This is a genomic window from Cupriavidus sp. 05N38, assembly GCF_056397345.1.
Genome location: NZ_JBFTNF010000009.1, coordinates 12,404 through 29,916, shown reverse-complemented (window position 1 = coordinate 29,916; position 17,513 = coordinate 12,404). Strand labels below are relative to the sequence as shown.

18 protein-coding genes are annotated in these 17,513 nt (G+C 69.4%); 9 read left to right on the top strand and 9 right to left on the bottom strand.

Annotated features, from left to right (window positions below; all coding sequences use genetic code 11):
* Positions 1-104: 104 nt before the first annotated feature.
* On the bottom strand, positions 105-1,031 hold the full coding sequence (locus tag AC1DK4_RS08635) for a LysR family transcriptional regulator (RefSeq protein ID WP_441618106.1): 927 nt from the start codon (positions 1,029-1,031) through the stop codon (positions 105-107).
* 136 nt (positions 1,032-1,167) lie between these two features.
* Here AC1DK4_RS08635 and AC1DK4_RS08630 point away from each other — a divergent pair, with 136 nt between their 5' ends.
* The 6 genes from AC1DK4_RS08630 to AC1DK4_RS08605 all read left to right on the top strand — a co-directional run bounded on the left by AC1DK4_RS08630 (position 1,168) and on the right by AC1DK4_RS08605 (position 7,434).
* Positions 1,168-2,079, top strand: coding sequence for an SDR family oxidoreductase (locus AC1DK4_RS08630; RefSeq protein WP_441618108.1), 912 nt, complete (start codon positions 1,168-1,170; stop codon positions 2,077-2,079).
* Positions 2,079-3,584, top strand: a complete 1,506-nt coding sequence (locus tag AC1DK4_RS08625; protein ID WP_441618110.1) for an acyl-CoA synthetase — start codon at positions 2,079-2,081, stop codon at positions 3,582-3,584. Before AC1DK4_RS08630 ends, AC1DK4_RS08625 begins: the two co-directional genes overlap by 1 nt.
* Before the next feature lie 51 nt (positions 3,585-3,635).
* A complete protein-coding gene (locus tag AC1DK4_RS08620; RefSeq protein ID WP_477131475.1) occupies positions 3,636-4,616 on the top strand; it encodes a Bug family tripartite tricarboxylate transporter substrate binding protein in 981 nt (326 codons plus the stop codon).
* Positions 4,617-4,711: 95 nt separating this feature from the next.
* Positions 4,712-6,256, top strand: coding sequence for a chloride channel protein (locus tag AC1DK4_RS08615; protein ID WP_441618114.1), 1,545 nt, complete (start codon positions 4,712-4,714; stop codon positions 6,254-6,256).
* Between the two features lie 127 nt (positions 6,257-6,383).
* On the top strand, positions 6,384-6,719 hold the full coding sequence (locus AC1DK4_RS08610; protein WP_441618116.1) for a hypothetical protein: 336 nt from the start codon (positions 6,384-6,386) through the stop codon (positions 6,717-6,719).
* Positions 6,720-6,780: 61 nt separating this feature from the next.
* Entirely contained in the window at positions 6,781-7,434 is a 654-nt protein-coding gene (locus tag AC1DK4_RS08605; protein ID WP_441618118.1) for a hypothetical protein, read from the top strand.
* 18 nt (positions 7,435-7,452) lie between these two features.
* Here AC1DK4_RS08605 and dapB read toward each other — a convergent pair whose 3' ends face one another.
* The gene (dapB, locus tag AC1DK4_RS08600; RefSeq protein WP_441618120.1) at positions 7,453-8,262 is read right to left on the bottom strand and encodes a 4-hydroxy-tetrahydrodipicolinate reductase; all 810 of its coding nucleotides are present in this window, start codon (positions 8,260-8,262) and stop codon (positions 7,453-7,455) included.
* A 67-nt stretch (positions 8,263-8,329) separates the two neighbouring features.
* The gene (locus tag AC1DK4_RS08595) at positions 8,330-8,779 is read right to left on the bottom strand and encodes an Lrp/AsnC family transcriptional regulator (RefSeq protein ID WP_441618122.1); all 450 of its coding nucleotides are present in this window, start codon (positions 8,777-8,779) and stop codon (positions 8,330-8,332) included.
* 218 nt (positions 8,780-8,997) lie between these two features.
* Here AC1DK4_RS08595 and AC1DK4_RS08590 point away from each other — a divergent pair, with 218 nt between their 5' ends.
* The 3 genes from AC1DK4_RS08590 to AC1DK4_RS08580 all read left to right on the top strand — a co-directional run bounded on the left by AC1DK4_RS08590 (position 8,998) and on the right by AC1DK4_RS08580 (position 12,123).
* A complete protein-coding gene (locus AC1DK4_RS08590; protein WP_477131474.1) occupies positions 8,998-10,191 on the top strand; it encodes a saccharopine dehydrogenase family protein in 1,194 nt (397 codons plus the stop codon).
* Positions 10,188-11,708 carry an L-piperidine-6-carboxylate dehydrogenase gene (amaB, locus tag AC1DK4_RS08585; protein WP_441618126.1) on the top strand — a complete coding sequence of 507 codons (1,521 nt, stop codon included), beginning with the start codon at positions 10,188-10,190 and terminating at the stop codon, positions 11,706-11,708. Before AC1DK4_RS08590 ends, amaB begins: the two co-directional genes overlap by 4 nt.
* 202 nt (positions 11,709-11,910) lie before the next feature.
* Complete coding sequence (locus AC1DK4_RS08580; protein WP_441618128.1) at positions 11,911-12,123, top strand: hypothetical protein; 213 nt, start codon at positions 11,911-11,913, stop codon at positions 12,121-12,123.
* Between the two features lie 29 nt (positions 12,124-12,152).
* Here the strand turns inward: AC1DK4_RS08580 and AC1DK4_RS08575 are convergent, their stop codons facing one another.
* The 6 genes from AC1DK4_RS08575 to hemA all read right to left on the bottom strand — a co-directional run bounded on the left by AC1DK4_RS08575 (position 12,153) and on the right by hemA (position 17,401).
* Entirely contained in the window at positions 12,153-12,788 is a 636-nt protein-coding gene (locus AC1DK4_RS08575; protein ID WP_441618130.1) for a UbiX family flavin prenyltransferase, read from the bottom strand.
* A 7-nt stretch (positions 12,789-12,795) separates the two neighbouring features.
* Entirely contained in the window at positions 12,796-13,107 is a 312-nt protein-coding gene (gene grxD, locus AC1DK4_RS08570) for a Grx4 family monothiol glutaredoxin (protein WP_441618132.1), read from the bottom strand.
* Positions 13,108-13,224: 117 nt separating this feature from the next.
* Entirely contained in the window at positions 13,225-14,130 is a 906-nt protein-coding gene (gene prmC, locus AC1DK4_RS08565) for a peptide chain release factor N(5)-glutamine methyltransferase (RefSeq protein WP_477131473.1), read from the bottom strand.
* Between the two features lie 147 nt (positions 14,131-14,277).
* Complete coding sequence (locus AC1DK4_RS08560) at positions 14,278-14,604, bottom strand: hypothetical protein (RefSeq protein WP_441618136.1); 327 nt, start codon at positions 14,602-14,604, stop codon at positions 14,278-14,280.
* A 256-nt stretch (positions 14,605-14,860) separates the two neighbouring features.
* Positions 14,861-15,943 (bottom strand): peptide chain release factor 1, encoded by a 1,083-nt coding sequence (gene prfA, locus AC1DK4_RS08555; RefSeq protein ID WP_441618138.1) that lies wholly within the window; start codon positions 15,941-15,943, stop codon positions 14,861-14,863.
* A gap of 153 nt (positions 15,944-16,096) precedes the next feature.
* The gene (hemA, locus tag AC1DK4_RS08550) at positions 16,097-17,401 is read right to left on the bottom strand and encodes a glutamyl-tRNA reductase (RefSeq protein ID WP_441618182.1); all 1,305 of its coding nucleotides are present in this window, start codon (positions 17,399-17,401) and stop codon (positions 16,097-16,099) included.
* Between the last annotated feature and the right edge of the window lie 112 nt (positions 17,402-17,513).

Below are 17,513 nucleotides of genomic sequence, written 5' to 3'. Positions count from 1 at the left end.
CCGTAGCTTTCGTTTTGCAAGCCAGTTCCACGCATATTAACTTGCAATTTGAAAGCTTGCCGGATTTCCCGCAGTGCCTTTCCCGCCGCGCCGCGCGCGGCGGATCAGGAAGGCGGCCCGCCGCCCCCGGCGGCGAACACGTCGAGCGCCGGGATCCGCTCGCGCAGGAAGTCGATCAGGGCGCGCGTGGCCATGGACGGGTGGAGGTTGGGCGTGGTGATGATGTAGAGCCGGTTGCCCAGGCCTTCGGCGTTCCATTCGGGCAGCACCCGCACCAGCCGGCCGTCCCGCATGTCCTCCCAGGCGGCGTAGACCGGCAGCAGGCCCACGCCGTGGCCGTCGCGCACGCCGCGCATCAGGAAGGGGAAATGCTCGGACTGCAGGTGCGGCACCAGCGCCACCTGCTCGCGCTGCTCGCCGCGGTCCAGCGTGAGCACGAAGCGGCGCGCGGCATAGGGCGGGCACAGGAACTGGCAGCGCGCCAGGTCCGCCGGCGCCCGCAGCGTCCCGCAGCGGGCCAGGTAGGCGGGCGCGGCAAAGAGCTGCCAGTCGATCGCGCAGACGTCGCGCGCCACGTGGTCCAGCTGCGGCTTCGAGGTGACCCGCAGGGCCACGTCGATTTCCGCGGCGATCAGGTCCACCACGCGGTTGGCGAAGAACACGCGCAGCGAGATGCCAGGGTGCTGCCCGGCGAACTCCAGCAGCAGCGGCGCGATGAAGGTGTCGCCCAGCCCGGTCGGCACGCTCACGCGCACATGTCCGCGCAGGGTCTTGCCCAGGCTGTCGATCTCGGCCTGGGCCGAAGCCACCTCCTGCAGGATGCGCAAACCGTGCTGGTAGAGCGCGTGGCCCGGCTCGGTCAGCTCCAGCCGGCGCGTGGTCCGGCGCAGCAGCTGGGCGTTGGCCTGGTGCTCGAGTTCGCGCAGCTGACGGCTGACCTGCGAGCGCGTGACGCCGCGCCGGCGGCCGGCCTCGGACAAATTGCCGGCTTCGACGATGTCGACGAAAGCCTGGATCAGGTTCAGGTCCATCCGGGATTCCATGGAGGATTGTCACATATGGCGCAACATTGTGAGTCGGGGAGCGGGAATTGTCGATGCCGCATGACGGGGCTACAGTGTGCTTTCCCCGCCGGTCAGGCATGCGCGGGGCCAAACAGGAGACAAGATGTTCAAGGACGATCTTTTCGCCGGGCAGCGCGTGCTGATCACCGGCGGCGGCACCGGGCTGGGCCTGATCATGGCCGAGCGCCTGGCCGGCCTGGGGGCCGAACTGCACCTGTGCGGGCGCCGCCTGCCGGTGCTCGACGAGGCAGCGCAGATGCTGCGCGACCGGCACGGCGCCAAGGTGGTGACCCATGCCGTGGACATCCGCGACGCCGCCGCCGTGGATGCCATGATCGAGACCATCTGGACCGCGCACGGCCCGCTGGATTGCCTGGTCAACAACGCCGCGGGCAATTTCATCAGCCGCACCGAGGATCTCTCGCCCAACGGCTTCCACGCGATTTCCGACATTGTCTTCCGCGGCACCTTCTACACCACGCAGGCGGTCGGCAAGCGCTGGATCCGCGACGGCCATCCCGGCTCCGTGCTGTCGATCGTGGTGACCTGGGTCTGGACCGGCTCGCCGTTCGTGGTGCCGTCCGCCATGTCCAAGGCCGGCGTGGACGCGATGACCAAGTCGCTGGCGGTGGAGTGGGGCCGCCACGGCATCCGCTGCAACGCCATCGCGCCCGGCGTGATCCCGACCGAAGGCGCGGGCTCGCGCCTGCGCCCGCAGGATTCGCAGCAGGACCAGCTCAGCGGGCAGAACCCCACCGGCCGCATCGGCCAGCCGCAGGACATCGGCAACCTGGCCGCCTTCCTGCTGGCGCGCGACAACTCCTGGATCAACGGGCAGACCATCGCGCTGGACGGCGGCGACTACCTCGCCAACGGCGCCTATTTCAAGCAGTACCTGGGCTGGGGCGATGCCGAGTGGCAGGCCGCGCGCGAGCGCATCGCGGCGAAGAACGCCGCCGACCGCGCCAACCGCACCGTGAACGCCCCCACCCCCACGCAAGCAGGAGACGACTGATGGCCGCAGACCTCTGGTTCGAAGACACCCACCGCAGCGGCGACGCATTGCTCGAGCGCGGCGCGCGCCTGGCCGGCGGCCTGCGCGCGCTGGGCCTGGCCGAGGGCGACGTGGTCGCCGTGCTGCTGCGCAACGATCCGGTCTTCGCCGATATCGTGCATGCCTGCCGCATCGCCGGCACCTACTACTGCCCGATCAACTGGCACTTCACCGCCGAGGAAATCCGCTTTTTGCTGACCGACAGCGGCGCGCGCGCGCTGATCGTCCATGCCGGCCTGCTGGACGGCGTGCGCGCGGTGGTGCCGGAAGGCGTGCAGGTGCTGGCGGTGGCGGAAGCCGACACAGCCTTGCCCGCCGGCGCCACCGACTACGACGGCTGGCTCGCCGCGCAGCAACCCTATGACGGCCCCCGCGTGGCGCCGCGCGGCCACATGGCCTACACCTCCGGCACCACCGGCCGCCCCAAGGGCGTGCTGCGCGCGCCGGTGCCGCTGGGCACGCTGGACGCGCAGCTCGAGCGCATGCGCTCGGTGGTGGCGCAGACCATGGGCATCGTGCCCGGCTGCCGCGCGCTGATGGCCGCGCCGCTGTACCACAGCGCGCCGGGTGTGTTCATCCAGAACGTGCTGCAGATGGGCGAGCGCCTGGTGCTGTGCGCGCGCTTCGATCCGGAGCAGGTGCTGGCGCTGGTGGAAAAGCACCGCATCGACGTGCTGTATCTGGTGCCCATCATGTACGTGCGCATGCTCAAGGTACCGGCCGAGCTGCGCGCGCGCTATGACCTGTCGTCGCTGCGCTTCGTCGCCTCCACCGGCGCGCCGTGCGCGCCCGAGGTCAAGCGCGCCATGCTCGACTGGTTCGGCCCGGTCATCCATGAAACCTACGCTTCCAGCGAGGCCGGCATGATCACCGTGGCCACGCCGGCAGACGCCGCCGCCAGGCCCGGCACCGCCGGCCGCGCGGTCGACCAGGCCGAGGTGCGCATCCTCGACGAGCAGGGCAAGCCTTGCGCGCCCGGCGAAATCGGCCTGGTCTACGTGCGCCAGCCGGCCTACCCCGACTTCAGCTACCGCAACAACGACGAAGCGCGCCGCGCCATCGACCGCGGCGGCCTGGTCAGCCTGGGCGACATGGGCTACGTGGACGCGGATGGCTATCTCTTTATCTGCGACCGAGCCTCCGACATGGTGATCTCCGGCGGCGTGAACATCTACCCGGCCGAGATCGAGCATGAGCTGGTGCGCTATCCCGGCGTGGCCGACTGCGTGGTGTTCGGCGTGCCCGACGACGAATACGGCGAACGCCTGCTCGCCATGGTGCAGCCGGTGCCGGGCGCCAGCCTGGAGGAGGGCGTCATCATCGAGTGGCTGCGCCAGCGCCTGTCGGGCTTCAAGGTGCCGCGCACCATCGTGGTGGAGGCGCAGCTGCCGCGCGACGACACCGGCAAGCTGGCCAAGCGCCGCCTGCGCGACAAGTACTGGGAAGGCCGGTCACGCCGCGTCTGAGAAGGACAAGCCGGCACCGCCGGCAAGGAAAAAAACAATCAAGGAGACGATATGCAACGCTGGATTCCCGCATGGCGCGCCATGCTCGGCGCGGGCGCGCTGGCCTGCGCGCAGCTGGCCACGGCCGGCGCCTTTCCCGACCGGCCGGTCAAGCTGGTGGTGCCGTACACGCCCGGCGGCTCGGCCGACCAGCTGGCCCGCGCGCTGGCCGATGGCATGGGCCGCGAACTCAAGCAGCCGGTGGTGGTGGAGAACCGCCCGGGCGCCAACACCATGATCGCCGCCACCGGCGTGGCGCGCACCGCGGCCGACGGCTACACGGTGCTGCTGGCCAGCAATGCCAGCATGGTGCTCAACCCGATGCTCTACAAGAAGGTCAACTACGACGCCAGGCGCGATTTCAAGGTGATCTCGGTCGCCGCCGAGCTCCCGCTGGTGGTGGTGACCAATACCCAGGTGCCGGCCGCCAACGTGCGCGAGTTCGCCAGCTACGCCAAGGCCAACGCCGGCAAGCTGAACTATGCCTCGGTCGGGCTGGGCAACCCGCTGCAGCTGGCCACCGAGATGCTCAAGACCGAGCTGGGCATCAATCTCACCCACGTGCCCTACAACGGCAGCGCGCCCGCGCTGGCGGCGCTGCTGGCCAACGACGTGCAGCTGATGRTSGATGTGGTSAGCACCTCGCTGCCGCATATCAAGGCCGGCAAGCTCAAGGCGCTGGCGGTGACCAGCAAGGAGCGCCTGGAGGTGCTGCCCGACGTGCCCACCGTGGCCGAGAGCGGACATCCCAACTATCAGGCGGCCACCTGGTTCGGGCTGGCGGTGCCGGCGCAGACGCCGCCCGAAGCCATCGCACGCCTGCAGGCAGCGGCGGCCAAGGCCACCGGCGACGCGCAGTTCCGCCAGACCTTTGCCGCGCTCGGCCTGGTGATCCAGCGCCCGCGCGACAGCGCCGAGGTGCAGCGCTATGTGGACGCGGACCGCGCGCGCTGGGGCGGCGTGATCCAGGCCAACCATATCTCGCTCGACTGAAGCCGGCGCGGCGAAAAGCGTATAGTTCCGGGACGCCGTGATGCGCCCGGCCCGCGGGCCGCTCACGGTGTTTTGTCGCCCCGACCGCCGCTTTCATGAAAGACGCCGCGCCAGACCAGAGTCCCGAAGCAGATCTGCCGCCTTCCCGGCCTGATTCCGGTCCGGGCCCGGACCCGGGCGGGCCGCAGGACGTCGTGCGCGAAGCCCGGGCCGAAGCCCGGGCGGAGGCGCACGCCAATGCGGCGCACGACCGCCTGCGTGCGCTGCGCCGCCGCGCCCGCCTTGCCGCCGGCCGCAAGTCGCGCCAGATGTGGCGCATCTCCCGCACCACCCTGCGCTATGCCGTATTCATGTGCGGCGCCGGCTGCGTGGCGCTGTTCTCCCTGGTCTTTGCCTGGGTCGCCGAGCTGGCGCTGGGCTGGAACCACAAGCTCACCGGGGCCACGCCCTGGCTGGCCTTCGTGCTGCTGCCGTTCGGGCTGGCCGCGCTGCGCTGGCTGACGCTGCGCCTGGCGCCGCAGGCGCGCGGCAGCGGCATCCCCCAGGTCATCGCGTCTTTCTCGCTGCCGCCGTCCGGGCCGGCGCAGACGCTGCTGGTGTCGTTCCGCCAGGCGATGTGGAAGGTGCTGCTGACCACCGGCGGCCTGCTGGCCGGCGCCTCGATCGGCCGCGAAGGGCCGTCGGTGCAGGTGGGCGCGGCGGCCATGCTGAGCTGGGGGCGCTGGTGCCAGGAACGGCTGCGCTTTCGCATCGGCTTCCATCCCAACGCGCTGATTGCCGCGGGTGCCGCAGGCGGGCTGGCGGCCGCCTTCAATACGCCGCTGGCCGGCGTGGTGTTCGCCATCGAGGAGCTCGGGCGCGGTACCGCCGTGCGCTGGGACCGGCTGGTGCTCTCGGGCGTGCTGACCGCCGGTTTCCTCTCGCTGGCGCTGCTGGGCAACAACCCGTATTTCGCGGTCAAGACACCGATCCTCGCCCTGCACAACGCCTGGGGGCCGGTGCTGCTGTGCGCGCTGGTCAATGGCGTGCTTGGCGGCGTGTTCGCCAAGGCGCTGACCGGCGGCGTGCAAGGGCTGCTGCCGGGCAAGCTGCGCATGTGGCCGGGCGAGCACCCGGTGCTGGTGGCCTTCCTGTGCGGGCTGGTGGCCGCGGCGATCGGCTGGTCCACCGGCGGCGCCACCTTCGGCACCGGCTACGAGCAGGCCAACGGACTGATCAACGGGGATGTGCCGCCCACGCTCTGGTTCGGCCTGGCCAAGCTGGTGGCGACCGTGGTGTCTTACTTCGCCGGCATCCCGGGCGGCATCTTCACCCCTTGCCTGGCGATCGGCGCGGGCATCGGCGCCGGGCTCGAGCAGGTGGTGGCCTACCTCGCCATTCCGCTGGCCGAGCCGCGCGTGCTGGCGCTGGTGTCGATGGCCGCCTTCCTGGCCGGCGCCACCCAGGCCCCCATCACCGCCAGCGTGATCGTGATGGAGATGACGCGTTCGCAGGATCTCACGGTGTTCCTGCTGGCGGCAGCGCTATTGGCCTCCTTCGTGGCCCGCCAGTTCTGTCCGAATCCGTTCTACCACCATGTGGCCCATGCATTCCGGCGCGAGGCGCTGGACGCCACGCGCAAAGTGGCCCAGACCACATAAGGCGCGTTCGGGACATGGTGCGCGGTGCCGCTTTGTCTTACCATTGGCGGCGCCCGGGCCATGGTCCGGTGCTGTGCCCCGGCGGCACACGATGATCCGCGCCGGCACCACAAACCGGGGAGCACAGATGGCCACGCAACGACCGCACGGCAGTAGCGGCACCCAACCGTCAACCGGCGCCCGGCGTCCGGCCGGCGCGCAGGGCCCGCGGCCGCACATGTCGCACAAGGCGGCCAGGCCGCCCGGCCGGGAGAGCACCGCCGTGCGCGATCTTGGCCCGGACACCGTCTGGCATACGCGCGGCCTGCACGGCCATACCCGCTTGCGCACGACGACCGCGCGCACGGCCCGCTCGCCGCAGCGGCAACTGCCGCCCAGCCGCGTGCCGCGCCTGCTGTTGTGGACCCTGCTGGTGCTGCTGCTGGCCGTGCTGGCCAACGCGGTGCTCCGTATGACGCATTAGCCCCTGGCGGAACCACGCGCGCGGGGGGCGCTCCAATCCGCAGCTTTTCTCAGGAGTCTGGATGAAATACCCCCTCGCCGGGCTGGCCGCCGCCAGCCTGCTGCTGCTGTCGCCGCTGGCCGGCGCCGCGGCCAAGGACAGCGCCGACGCGCTGGCGCCAATGCTGGATACCCTGGAAATCGGCAGCCCGCTGCCCACGCTTCCCGATTGCGCCGACAAGCGCACGCCGGACGGCCGGGACGTGACCGCGCTGTGCGTGGAAGTGCGCGGCGACGGCACGATGCGCCAGGTCGGCGTACCGCGCGACAAGCGCCCCGCCTTCATGGACGGCCCGCACGTGGTCGCCTTCGTCGACCGCAGCGCCCTGGTGGGCCTGATCGTGCCGACCGACGGCGTGCGCTCCGAGCAGGCCGTGGTGCAGAGCCTGACCGCGCGCTACGGCAAGCCCTTCCGCTCTGAAGCGGTGGAGCTCAAGGACAAGGCCGGCAAGCCCGTCAAGACCATTCACGCCGGCTGGACCAAGCGTCCGCTGACGGTGGAGCTGTACGCCATACCCGAAGACCCGAACACCGGCACGGTGGAACTGCTGCTGCCGCAGGCACGCGCGCTGATGGCCAGCCAGGACGCGGCCATGGCGCAGCAGCTCAATCCGCAGGCCGCCTCCGCGCCGAAGGCGGCGCCTGCAGGAAAACCGGTGGAAAAGAAGGGCTGGTAGCCGGCAGGGGACGGGGCCTCAAAGCCCCTCCATCACCTTGTCCAGCCCACGGACCAGGCCTTGCAGCCCGCTGACCTTGCGGATCGCCAGCAGCGCGCCGGTGACGTAGGGCCTGGACCCGTCGCCAGCCTCGTGCTTGAGGTGAAGGCGCTGGCCGTCGGCGCCGAAGATCACCTCCACGCCGAGCTGGTAGCCAGGCAGGCGCACCGCGTGCACCTGGCTGCCGGACATGGTCGCGCCGCGCGTTTCCCTGGGGCCCTTTACCTGGTCGACCGGTACCGTTTGCGCGGCCTGGCGGACCTGGCCCAGGCGATAGGCCAGCTCGCGCACCGTGCCGGAGGGCACGTCGACCTTGCCGGCCTTGGCATAGTCGATGATTTCCCAGTGCTCCAGGTGGCGCGCGGCCATCTCGGCGAACTTCTGCAGCAGCACCACCGTGATGGCGAAATTGCCGCAGGCCAGCACGCCGCGGCCGGCCTGGCGCGCGGCGGCGTCGATCTCCTCGTAGTCCTGGTCGGACAAGCCCGAGGTGCCAACCACCACATGCGCGCCCTTGGCCAGCGCCTGCAGGATGTTGCGCTTGGCCACGTCGGGCTTGGTGTACTCCACATACACGTCGAAGCTGCCGGCGGCCAGCTCGTCGATGCTGGCCACTGCCAGGCCGGGCGTGCCCTTGTGCGCCGTCAGCTCGGCCAGGGTCTGGCCGGCCGCGCCGCGCGACAGCCCGGCCACCAGCGTCATGTCGTCCGCATGCGCCACGCCACGCGCCAGTTCGCCGCCGGCCCAGCCGGTCACGCCGCCCACGGCGACTCGGATGCGATTGCTCATCGTGCTGTTCTCCTCTGGTTGTTGGTCTGCGTGCCGGGCAGTTCAGGCCTTTGCAGGGCCTTTGCCGTCAGCCCGCCGCGCGGCGCCGGTCGATCTTGCGCGCCAGCACGATCGACGTGGTGGTGTGGTTGACGCCGTCGAGCGCGCCGATCTCGTCGAGCAGCTTGTCCAGCCGGGCGTGGGTGTCGCAGCGGATCACCGCCATGTAGTCCACCGGCCCGCTCACGGAATTCAGCTCCTCGATCTCGGGAAAGCGCTGCAGCGCCTTCACCACCGCAGGCGCGGTCTTGGGCATGACCGACAGGCCGCAGAAGGCCAGGATGGCATTGTCCTCCATCTGCTGGCCGAGCCGCACGCCGTAGCCCGCGATCACGCCGTCGCGCTCGAGCCGTGCGATGCGCGCCACCACGGTGGTGCGGGCGATGCCCAGCTTGCGCGCCAGGTTGGCGGCGTTCTCGCGCGCGTTGGCCTGCAGCAGCGAGAGCAGATGGCGGTCGGTCTGGTCGAGTTCGGTCATGGCGCGCGGTGGCCTCGCGGTGGACTAGGTCTGGTCTAGGTCTGGCGTTGATGCCGTTTCGACTGCCGGCGTTGTCGATTCGCTCGATTATGCGGTGTTTTCGTCATTCTTGTCCCTTCATTCCGACCGTGCCCGCAACCATACTTCAGCCATGGGCTTATGCCGACGAACGACCGACGAACGACCGACGAACGAACAACTGCCACCCAGGGGACATCATGACCAGACCCATTCCACCCGGCCGTGCCGCCGTCGCAACGTATGCCGCCGGCGCTGTCCGGCAGGTTCCGCTGCGCGTGGTGGTGCTAGGCGCGGGCAAGATCGGCCGCACCATCGCCGTCATGCTCCATGACAGCGGCGATTACCGCGTCACCCTGGTCGACCGCGAGCCTGCGCAACTCGACGACTTGCCGCAAGGCATTGTCGTGCGCCAGGGCGCGCCGGACCGCGCCGAGGATTGCGCGGCCCTGTTGCAAGGCGCCGACGCGGTGCTCAACGCGCTGCCATTCCACGCCGCGCTCGGCGTGGCCACGGTGGCAGCCAGCCTGGGCGTGCACTACTTCGACCTGACCGAAGACGTGGCCGCCACGCATGCCATCCGCGGCCTGGCGGCCGGCGCGCGCTCGGTGCTGATGCCGCAGTGCGGGCTGGCGCCGGGCTTTATCGGCGTGGTCRGCAACGACCTGGCGCAACGCTTCCTGAAGGACGGCGGCGAACTGCTCGAACTCAAGATGCGGGTCGGCGCGCTGCCGCGCTATCCCAGCAACGCGCTCAAGTACAACCTGACCTGGAGCACGGAAGGGCTGATCAACGAATACTGCAATCCSTGCGAGGCCATCGTCGACGGGCGCCGGGTGGAAGTGCCGGCGCTGGAGGGGCTGGAGAGCTTTGCGCTGGACGGCATCGAGTACGAGGCCTTCAATACTTCCGGCGGGCTGGGCACCTTGCCCGAGACCCTGGCGGGCCGCGCGCGCGACGTGGACTACAAGTCGATCCGCTATCCGGGCCACTGCGCGGTGATGAAGCTGCTGCTCAACGACCTGCGCCTGCGCGAGCGGCGCGACTGGATGCGCGAGATCTTCGACAGCGCGATTCCCGCCACGCAGCAGGATGTGGTGATCGTGTTCGCCAACGCCACCGGCCATGCCGCCGGCAGCCAGGGCGCGCGCGGCCGCCTGATGCAGGCCTCGTTCTCGGCGCGCATCGGCGGGGCCGACACCGACGCCGGCCATGTCAACGCGATCCAGCTCACCACCGCCGCGGGCATTTGCACCGCGCTGGACCTGGTGGCCGGCGGCGCGCTGCCGCAGGCGGGCTTCGTGCCGCAGGAGGCGATGTCGCTGGACGCTTTCCTCGCCAACCGTTTCGGCAGACACTACACGCGTCATCCGCTACAGGAGGCAATGGCATGAAGACCAGGGAATTCGCGGCCTGCTGGCAGGCCCTCGGTTTGTCCGCGCCGTGGCGCGAGGGTGAAGGACCCGCGGGTGCGCTGCCGGTGCGCTCGCCCATCGACGGAGAAGCCTTCGGCCACCTGCCCGCCTGCAGCGCGGCCGAGGCCGACGCGCGCATCGAGCGCGCGCGCGCGGCGCAGGCCAGCTGGGCCCTGGTGCCGGCGCCGGTACGTGGCGAGGTGGTGCGCCGCTTTGGCGAGGTCCTGCGCGAGCACAAGAAGCATCTCGGCCAGCTGGTCGCGCTCGAGTCCGGCAAGATCCTGCAGGAGGGGATGGGCGAGGTGCAGGAGATGATCGACATCTGCGATTTCGCGGTCGGCCTGTCGCGCCAGCTACACGGCCTGACCATCGCCTCGGAACGGCCGCAGCATGCCATGCGCGAGACCTGGCATCCCTATGGCTTGTGCGGCGTGATCTCTGCCTTCAATTTCCCGGTTGCGGTGTGGGCCTGGAACGCGGCGCTGGCACTGGTGTGCGGCAATGGCGTGGTGTGGAAGCCGTCGGAGAAGACGCCGCTGAGCGCGCTGGCCGTGCAGGGGCTGCTGGATGGCGTGCTGGAGATCGCCGCGCCGCATCACGCCGGCATCGCCACCGTGCTGGCGGGTGCGCAGGCGCTGGGGCAGCACCTGGTCGGCCATGCCGATGTGCGGCTGATCAGCGCCACGGGGTCCACGCGCATGGGCCGCGAGGTCGGCATCGCCTGCGCCGGGCAGTTCAAGCGCGCCATCCTGGAGCTGGGCGGCAACAATGCGGCGATCATCGCGCCTTCGGCCAATATCGAACTGGCCGTGCGCGCCATCACGTTCTCTGCCGCCGGCACGGCCGGGCAGCGCTGTACCACGCTGCGGCGCGCCTTCGTCCACGCCGATCTGTTCGACGCCGTGACCACGCGGCTGATGCAAGTCTTCAACAACCTGCCGGTGGGCGATCCGCTCGCCGAGTCGACACTGGTAGGCCCGCTGATCGACGGTGCCGCCGGCGCCGCCATGGCCGGCGCGCTGCTGCGCTGCCGCCAGCATGGCAATGTCGTGCACGGCGGCGAACGCGTGCTGGCGGAGCGCTACCCGAATGCCGAGTACGTGCGTCCGGCGCTGGTGCTGACCGACCGCCAGCATGAGACCATGCTGACCGAGACCTTCGCGCCGATTCTCTATGTGATGCCCTACAAGACGCTGGAGGAGGCCATCGCGCTGAACAACGCCGCGGCGCATGGCCTGTCGTCTTGCATCTTCACCGAATCGCTGCGCGAAGCGGAACGCTTCCTGTCCGCCTCGGGCAGCGATTGCGGGATCGCCAACGTGAATATCGGCACCAGCGGGGCGGAGATCGGCGGCGCGTTCGGCGGCGAAAAAGCAACCGGCGGCGGACGCGAGTCGGGATCCGATGCGTGGAAGGGGTATATGCGGCGGGCCACCAACACCATCAACTATGGGGATGCGTTGCCGCTGGCGCAGGGCATTCGTTTCGAGGTCTGAGCTTTGTCTTCGAATCGGGTCCGGACCGGGGCCGCGGCCGCTTGCCCGGCCCCGTCCCATTCCCCACATACCGACACCAACCCGTTTCCATTCGTAACAACGGTTACAGCACATTGACCCTGTATTACCAAACAGCCCCGTATAACGTTCTTAAGGGCAGGCAACAACCTGCCCGCAAAGGACAATGAAAATGAAAACGTGGATGATTGGGATCGCAGTGGCGGGTGCCGCCATGCTCGGCGGGTGCGCAGTCTATCCGGCCTATCCGGCTTACGGCTATGGCGGCGGCGAAGTGGCCGTGGCGCCGGCGCCGGTGTACGCGGCGCCGTCGGTCGTGGTGTCGCCGGGCTATTACGGCGGGTACTACGGCTATCGCGGCTACTACGGTGGCCGCCGCTACCGCTACTGGCATTGAGGCCAGCGGGCCCCGGCCCGCGCGGGGCCTCAGGCCTGGCCGTTGAGGCCGCCCCAGCTTGGTGCCAGGGTTTGCGGGATGTCGATCAGGTCCAGCACGCGCCCGACGGTGTGGTCCACCAGCTGGGCCACGCTCTGGGGCTTCTGGTAGAAGCCGGGCACGGGCGGGAAGATGATGCCGCCCATCTCTGTGACGGCGGTCATATTACGCAGGTGGGCGAGGTTCAGCGGCGTTTCGCGCACCATCAGCACCAGCTTGCGGCGCTCCTTGAGCGTGACATCGGCGGCGCGGGTGATGAGATTGTCGGACAGGCCGTGCGCCACGGCTGCCAGCGTGCGCATGGAGCAGGGCGCGACCACCATGGCATGCGCGGCGAAGGAGCCGCTGGCGATGGTGGCGCCGATGTCGCGCACGTTGTGCACGACGTGGGCGAAGGCTTCGACTTCGGCCTTGCCCATGTCCAGTTCGTGCTGCAGGTTCATCACGCCCGCGGCCGAGATCAGCAGGTGGGTCTCCACGCCGGGCACGGCGCGCAGCGTCTGCACCAGCCGCACTCCGTAGACCGCGCCGGTGGCGCCGGTGATGGCGACGATCAGGCGCCGCGGCTTGCCGCCCCCCGGGCTACCCGGACCACCGGGGCCACCTGCATCACCCGCTGCGGACATCTCGCGCTCAGGCCTTGAGCAGCGATTGCAGTTCGCCGTTCTGGTACATCTCCATCATGATGTCCGAGCCGCCGACGAATTCGCCGTTGACGTACAGCTGGGGAATGGTCGGCCAGCTGGCGTATTCCTTGATGCCCTGGCGGATGCCGTCGTCTTCCAGCACGTTGACCGTGGTGGGCGCGTCCACGCCGCAGGCCTTCAGGATCTGGATGGCGCGGCCGGAGAAGCCGCACATCGGGAACTGGGCGGTGCCCTTCATGAACAGCACTACCGGGCTGCCCTTGACGATCTGGTCGATCCGTTGTTGCACGTCACTCATGATGTCTCTTTCGGTTGAGCGGGGCCGGTCCACGCCGGACGCCGCAATCGGGAAATCGGCAGGCATGCGAGGTGCACGCCATCAAGGAATGGATTTTACCGGAATCGGCCGTTGCCTTCAGGCGACGCCACCGKACGCGGGCTGCAGCCGCGCGCCGCTGCAGCGCTCGTGGCCGGCGAGGTCGCGCGCGGTGAAGATGTCGCCCAGGCCGGCCGCCGCCAGCAGGCTGCGGGCCGCCTCGCCCTGGTCGTAGCCATGTTCCATCAGCAGCCAGCCGCCCGCATGCAGCCGACCGGCGGCGCCGCTGACGATGGCGGCAAGGTCGGACAGGCCGTCGCCGTGGTCCGTCAGCGCATCGGCCGGTTCGAAGCGCAGGTCGCCCTGGGTCAGGTGCGGATCGCCCGCGGGGATATAAGGCGGGTTGCTGACAATCAAGTCGAAGCGCAGTCCGGCCGGCAGCGCGGCGTACCAGTCCGAGGCCAGGAAGCGCGCATTGGCCGCGCCGAGCGCGCGCGCGTTGTCTTGCGCCACCTGCAATGCGCCTGCCGAGACATCCGTGGCCCAGACTTCGGCGTCGGGTCGCTCGCAGGCCAGTGTGACTGCGATGGCACCCGAACCCGTGCCCATGTCGAGCAGGCGCGGCGCGCGCAGCGGTGCCAGCAGCCGCAACGCGGTTTCCACCGCGATCTCGGTGTCGGGCCGCGGAATCAGCACATCCGGCGTCACGCGGAACATGCGCCCGAAGAACTCGCGCTCGCCGAGCAGGTAGGCCACCGGCTCGCCGGCGAGCCGGCGCGTCAGCAGGCCGGCAAAGCTGTCGCGGTCGGACGGCGCCAGCGTGTCGCCGTCGCGCGTGATCAGTTGCGTGCGCGTCAGCCCGGTCACGTGCGTCAGCAGCATCCTCGCCTCCAGCGCCGGCAGGCCGGCTGCGGTGGCTAGCGCCAGGGCCTGGTGCACCGTGACGGCTGCGGGCAGGACGGCGGGCGGGACGGCGGGCGGGACTAGCGGGGAGGGGCTGGACATGGACGCAGGCTGGCTAGCGGAAATATGCCGGGGATAAAAGCGAAAACCCCGCCGGCATGCGCCTGGGCGGGGTTTGCAGTGTAACGCGCTTGTCCGCGCTGCGGGAGCGGGCGGTTTTCCCGCCCCGCCGCCGGCAGCGGCATGGCATTACTTGTTGACGGCGTCCTTGGCCTTGTCGGCGCCGGCGTTGACAGCGTCCTTGGAGGCTTCCTTGGCGCGCTGCATTGCGTTGCCGGCATCTACCTTGGCCTTTTCAGCGGCGGCGGAGACATCGGCGGCAGCGCCGCTGGCAGCGGCCTTGGCGGCGTCGGCGGCATTGCCGGCTGCGGCTGCGGCATCGCTGGCGGCGGCCTTGGCGGATTCGGCCGCGTTTTGCATGGCGCTGTCGGCGCTAGGCGTCGCGGGGGCTTCTTCCTTCTTGCTGCAGGCAGCCAGGGCAGCGGTGATCATCAACAGCGCGAGCATTTTTTTCATGATTTTGTCCTTTTGTCCGGTAGGAGGGTCGACACGCCGTCCTTTGCGCGGCGGCTCAGTCGAAATGGATTATAGACAGCGAAAAATGTCACGCTAGTGCTGTTGCAAGCATTTACAACAGATACAAAGGTTTTCCTCGGCCCGCTCGATTTATGCCGTGCGGTATGAGTTTGATTCCGGCGGGCCGGTTTATTACCCCTCGCCGCTGTAATCCCGCCCCGCGATAATGCCGCTCCCTCGCTGCCGATTTACGCCATTAATGGTCTTCGCCGAGCGCCGCCAATTGATCGGCCTGGTGTTCCGCGGCCAGCGCGGACAGCAGTTCTTCCAGGTCGCCGTCCATGATCATTTCGATCTTGTAGAGCGTCAGGTTGATGCGGTGGTCCGTCACCCGGCCCTGCGGGAAGTTGTACGTGCGGATGCGGTCGCTGCGGTCGCCGGTGCCGATCAGGTTGCGCCGGGTGCTGGCTTCCTTGGCCTGCGCGGCGCGCAGTTGCGCGTCCATCAGCCGTGCGGCCAGCACCTTCATGGCCTTGTCCTTGTTGCGGTGCTGGCTGCGGTCGTCCTGGCATTCCACCACGATGCCGGTGGGGATGTGGGTCAGGCGCACGGCCGAATCGGTCTTGTTCACGTGCTGGCCGCCCGCGCCGGACGCGCGGAAGGTATCGACGCGCAGGTCGGCCGGATTGATCTGGACTTCGGCCACTTCGTCGGCCTCGGGCATCACTGCCACCGTGCACGCCGACGTGTGGATGCGTCCCTGGGCCTCGGTGGCCGGCACGCGCTGCACGCGGTGGCCGCCGGACTCGAACTTCAGGCGCGAGAAGGCCGCGTCGCCCGCGATGCGGATGATCACTTCCTTGTAGCCGCCCAGGTCGGAGGGCGATTCGCTCATGACTTCCACCTGCCAGCGCTGGCGCTCGGCATAGCGCGTGTACATGCGCAGCAGGTTGGCGGCGAACAGCGCGCTTTCCTCGCCGCCCGCGCCGGCGCGGATTTCCAGCAGCAGGTTGCGGTCGTCGTTGGGGTCCTTGGGCAGCAGCAGCTTCTGCAGGCTGATTTCCAGCGCCGCCAGGCGCGCGCGCGCGGCATCGATCTCGTCGGCGGCGAAATCCTTCATCTCGGGATCGTCCAGCAGCGCCTGCGCGGTGGCCAGGTCGTCCTGCGCCTGGCGGTACTGCCCGTATTGCTCGGCCACCGGCGACAGCTCCGCATGCTCGCGCGTGAGCTTGCGGTATTGGTCCATCTTGGCGGTGGCGTCTTCGCGCCCGAGCAGGGCGTTGACTTCGTCGATTCGCTCGGCCAGTTGGTCGAGCTTGGCTAGCATGCTGGCTTTCATGGGTATCCGGRCAGGGTCGCGATGATGCGGGGTCGCAGCTGGGTTGAGGCGGATGCCGGCTAGGGCGGCGTCGGGATTGCATGCCCGGACCAGAAGCCACGGCAGGCAAGGCTGGCAGTGCGCAGGACGCGCACCGCCGGACGAAGAGCGCTGCTAGCGCTCGGAGTGGCTGCTGTGGCGGAACAGGCCCGGCACCAGGCGCAGCAGGGTTTCGCGGTCGTCGCCCTGGGTATGGTTGAGTGCGTGGGTAGGACCGTGCAGGAACTTGCGGGTGAGCGCGCCGGACAGTGCCTCGAGCACCGCTTCTGGGTCGTCGCCGCGCGCCAGCATGCGGCGCGCGCGTTCCAGCTCGGCCTGGCGCATGGCCTCGCCTTGCGCCTGCAGGTCGCGGATGACCGGTACCACGCTGCGGGTCTCGAGCCAGTGCATGAAGTTCTGCACGCGGCTTTCGATGATGGCTTCGGCCTGGGCCACGGCGGCCTGGCGCATGGCGTTGCCCTCGCGCACGATGGCGCCAAGGTCGTCCACGGTGTACAGGAACACGTCGTCCAGGCGCGCGACTTCGGGTTCCACGTCGCGCGGCACGGCCAGGTCCACCATCATGATGGGGCGGTGGCGGCGCAGCTTGACCGCGCGTTCCACCGCGCCCAGACCGATGATGGGCAGCGAGCTGGCGGTGCAGGACACCACGATGTCGAATTCATGCAGGCGCGCGCCCAGGTCCGACAGGCGGATCGCCTCGGTGGTCAGGCCCTGTCCGGCCAGTTGCTCGGCCAGCCGCTCGCCGCGTTCCACGGTGCGATTGGCCACCACGATCTGGCGCGGCGTCTGCGCGGCAAAGTGCGTGGCGCACAGCTCGATCATCTCGCCCGCGCCGATGAACAGCACGCGCTGGGTCGAAACGCTTTCGAAGATCCGCTGGGCCAGGCGCACCGCGGCGGCGGCCATCGACACCGAATGCGCGCCGATCTCGGTCTGGCCGCGCACTTCCTTGGCCACCGCGAAGGTGCGCTGGAACAGCTGGTTCAGGTAGGTGCCAAGCGCGCCCGCCTCGCCGGCGGTACGCACCGCGTCCTTCAGCTGCCCGAGGATCTGCGTCTCGCCCAGCACCATCGAATCCAGCCCGCTGGCCACGCGAAAGGCATGGCGCACGGCTTCGGACTGCGGCAGGGCGTAGAGGTGGGGCGCCAGTTCGCCGGCCGGCACGTTGTGGTGCTGGGCCAGCCAGCGCAGCGTGTGATCGAAGCCTTCGTCGCCGTTGACCAGGATGTCGGTGGCGCAGTAGATCTCGGTGCGATTGCAGGTGGAGAGGATCGCGGCCTCGGTGCCGGACCGGCCCGCCAGGTGGGTGCGCAAGGCGCCCAGCGCCGGCTTGATCTGCTCAAGCGGAAACGCCACCCGTTCGCGCAGCGAGACGGGCGCCGTAGTGTGATTGATACCGATCGCAAGCAGTTGCATGGTGGAGGGCATGTCTTTTGGCGCGGGCCCCGCGGGGTGCCATGCTCCAGGCTGGCTGCCGCGCGGGCTTCAAAAGGCAAATCCGCGGCGTGGTTTCCACGAGGCGGATTCC

Coding starts and splice junctions, on each gene's coding strand:
- AC1DK4_RS08615 (WP_441618114.1), top strand. CDS start 4,712: ATGAAAGACGCCGCGCCAGACCAGAGTCCCGAAGCAGATCTGCCGCCT.
- AC1DK4_RS08635 (WP_441618106.1), bottom strand. CDS start 1,031: ATGGACCTGAACCTGATCCAGGCTTTCGTCGACATCGTCGAAGCCGGC.
- AC1DK4_RS08575 (WP_441618130.1), bottom strand. CDS start 12,788: ATGTCCGCAGCGGGTGATGCAGGTGGCCCCGGTGGTCCGGGTAGCCCG.
- AC1DK4_RS08560 (WP_441618136.1), bottom strand. CDS start 14,604: ATGAAAAAAATGCTCGCGCTGTTGATGATCACCGCTGCCCTGGCTGCC.
- AC1DK4_RS08610 (WP_441618116.1), top strand. CDS start 6,384: ATGGCCACGCAACGACCGCACGGCAGTAGCGGCACCCAACCGTCAACC.
- AC1DK4_RS08630 (WP_441618108.1), top strand. CDS start 1,168: ATGTTCAAGGACGATCTTTTCGCCGGGCAGCGCGTGCTGATCACCGGC.
- AC1DK4_RS08595 (WP_441618122.1), bottom strand. CDS start 8,779: ATGACCGAACTCGACCAGACCGACCGCCATCTGCTCTCGCTGCTGCAG.
- AC1DK4_RS08580 (WP_441618128.1), top strand. CDS start 11,911: ATGATTGGGATCGCAGTGGCGGGTGCCGCCATGCTCGGCGGGTGCGCA.
- dapB (WP_441618120.1), bottom strand. CDS start 8,262: ATGAGCAATCGCATCCGAGTCGCCGTGGGCGGCGTGACCGGCTGGGCC.
- amaB (WP_441618126.1), top strand. CDS start 10,188: ATGAAGACCAGGGAATTCGCGGCCTGCTGGCAGGCCCTCGGTTTGTCC.
- grxD (WP_441618132.1), bottom strand. CDS start 13,107: ATGAGTGACGTGCAACAACGGATCGACCAGATCGTCAAGGGCAGCCCG.
- AC1DK4_RS08625 (WP_441618110.1), top strand. CDS start 2,079: ATGGCCGCAGACCTCTGGTTCGAAGACACCCACCGCAGCGGCGACGCA.
- prfA (WP_441618138.1), bottom strand. CDS start 15,943: ATGAAAGCCAGCATGCTAGCCAAGCTCGACCAACTGGCCGAGCGAATC.
- AC1DK4_RS08605 (WP_441618118.1), top strand. CDS start 6,781: ATGAAATACCCCCTCGCCGGGCTGGCCGCCGCCAGCCTGCTGCTGCTG.
- hemA (WP_441618182.1), bottom strand. CDS start 17,401: ATGCAACTGCTTGCGATCGGTATCAATCACACTACGGCGCCCGTCTCG.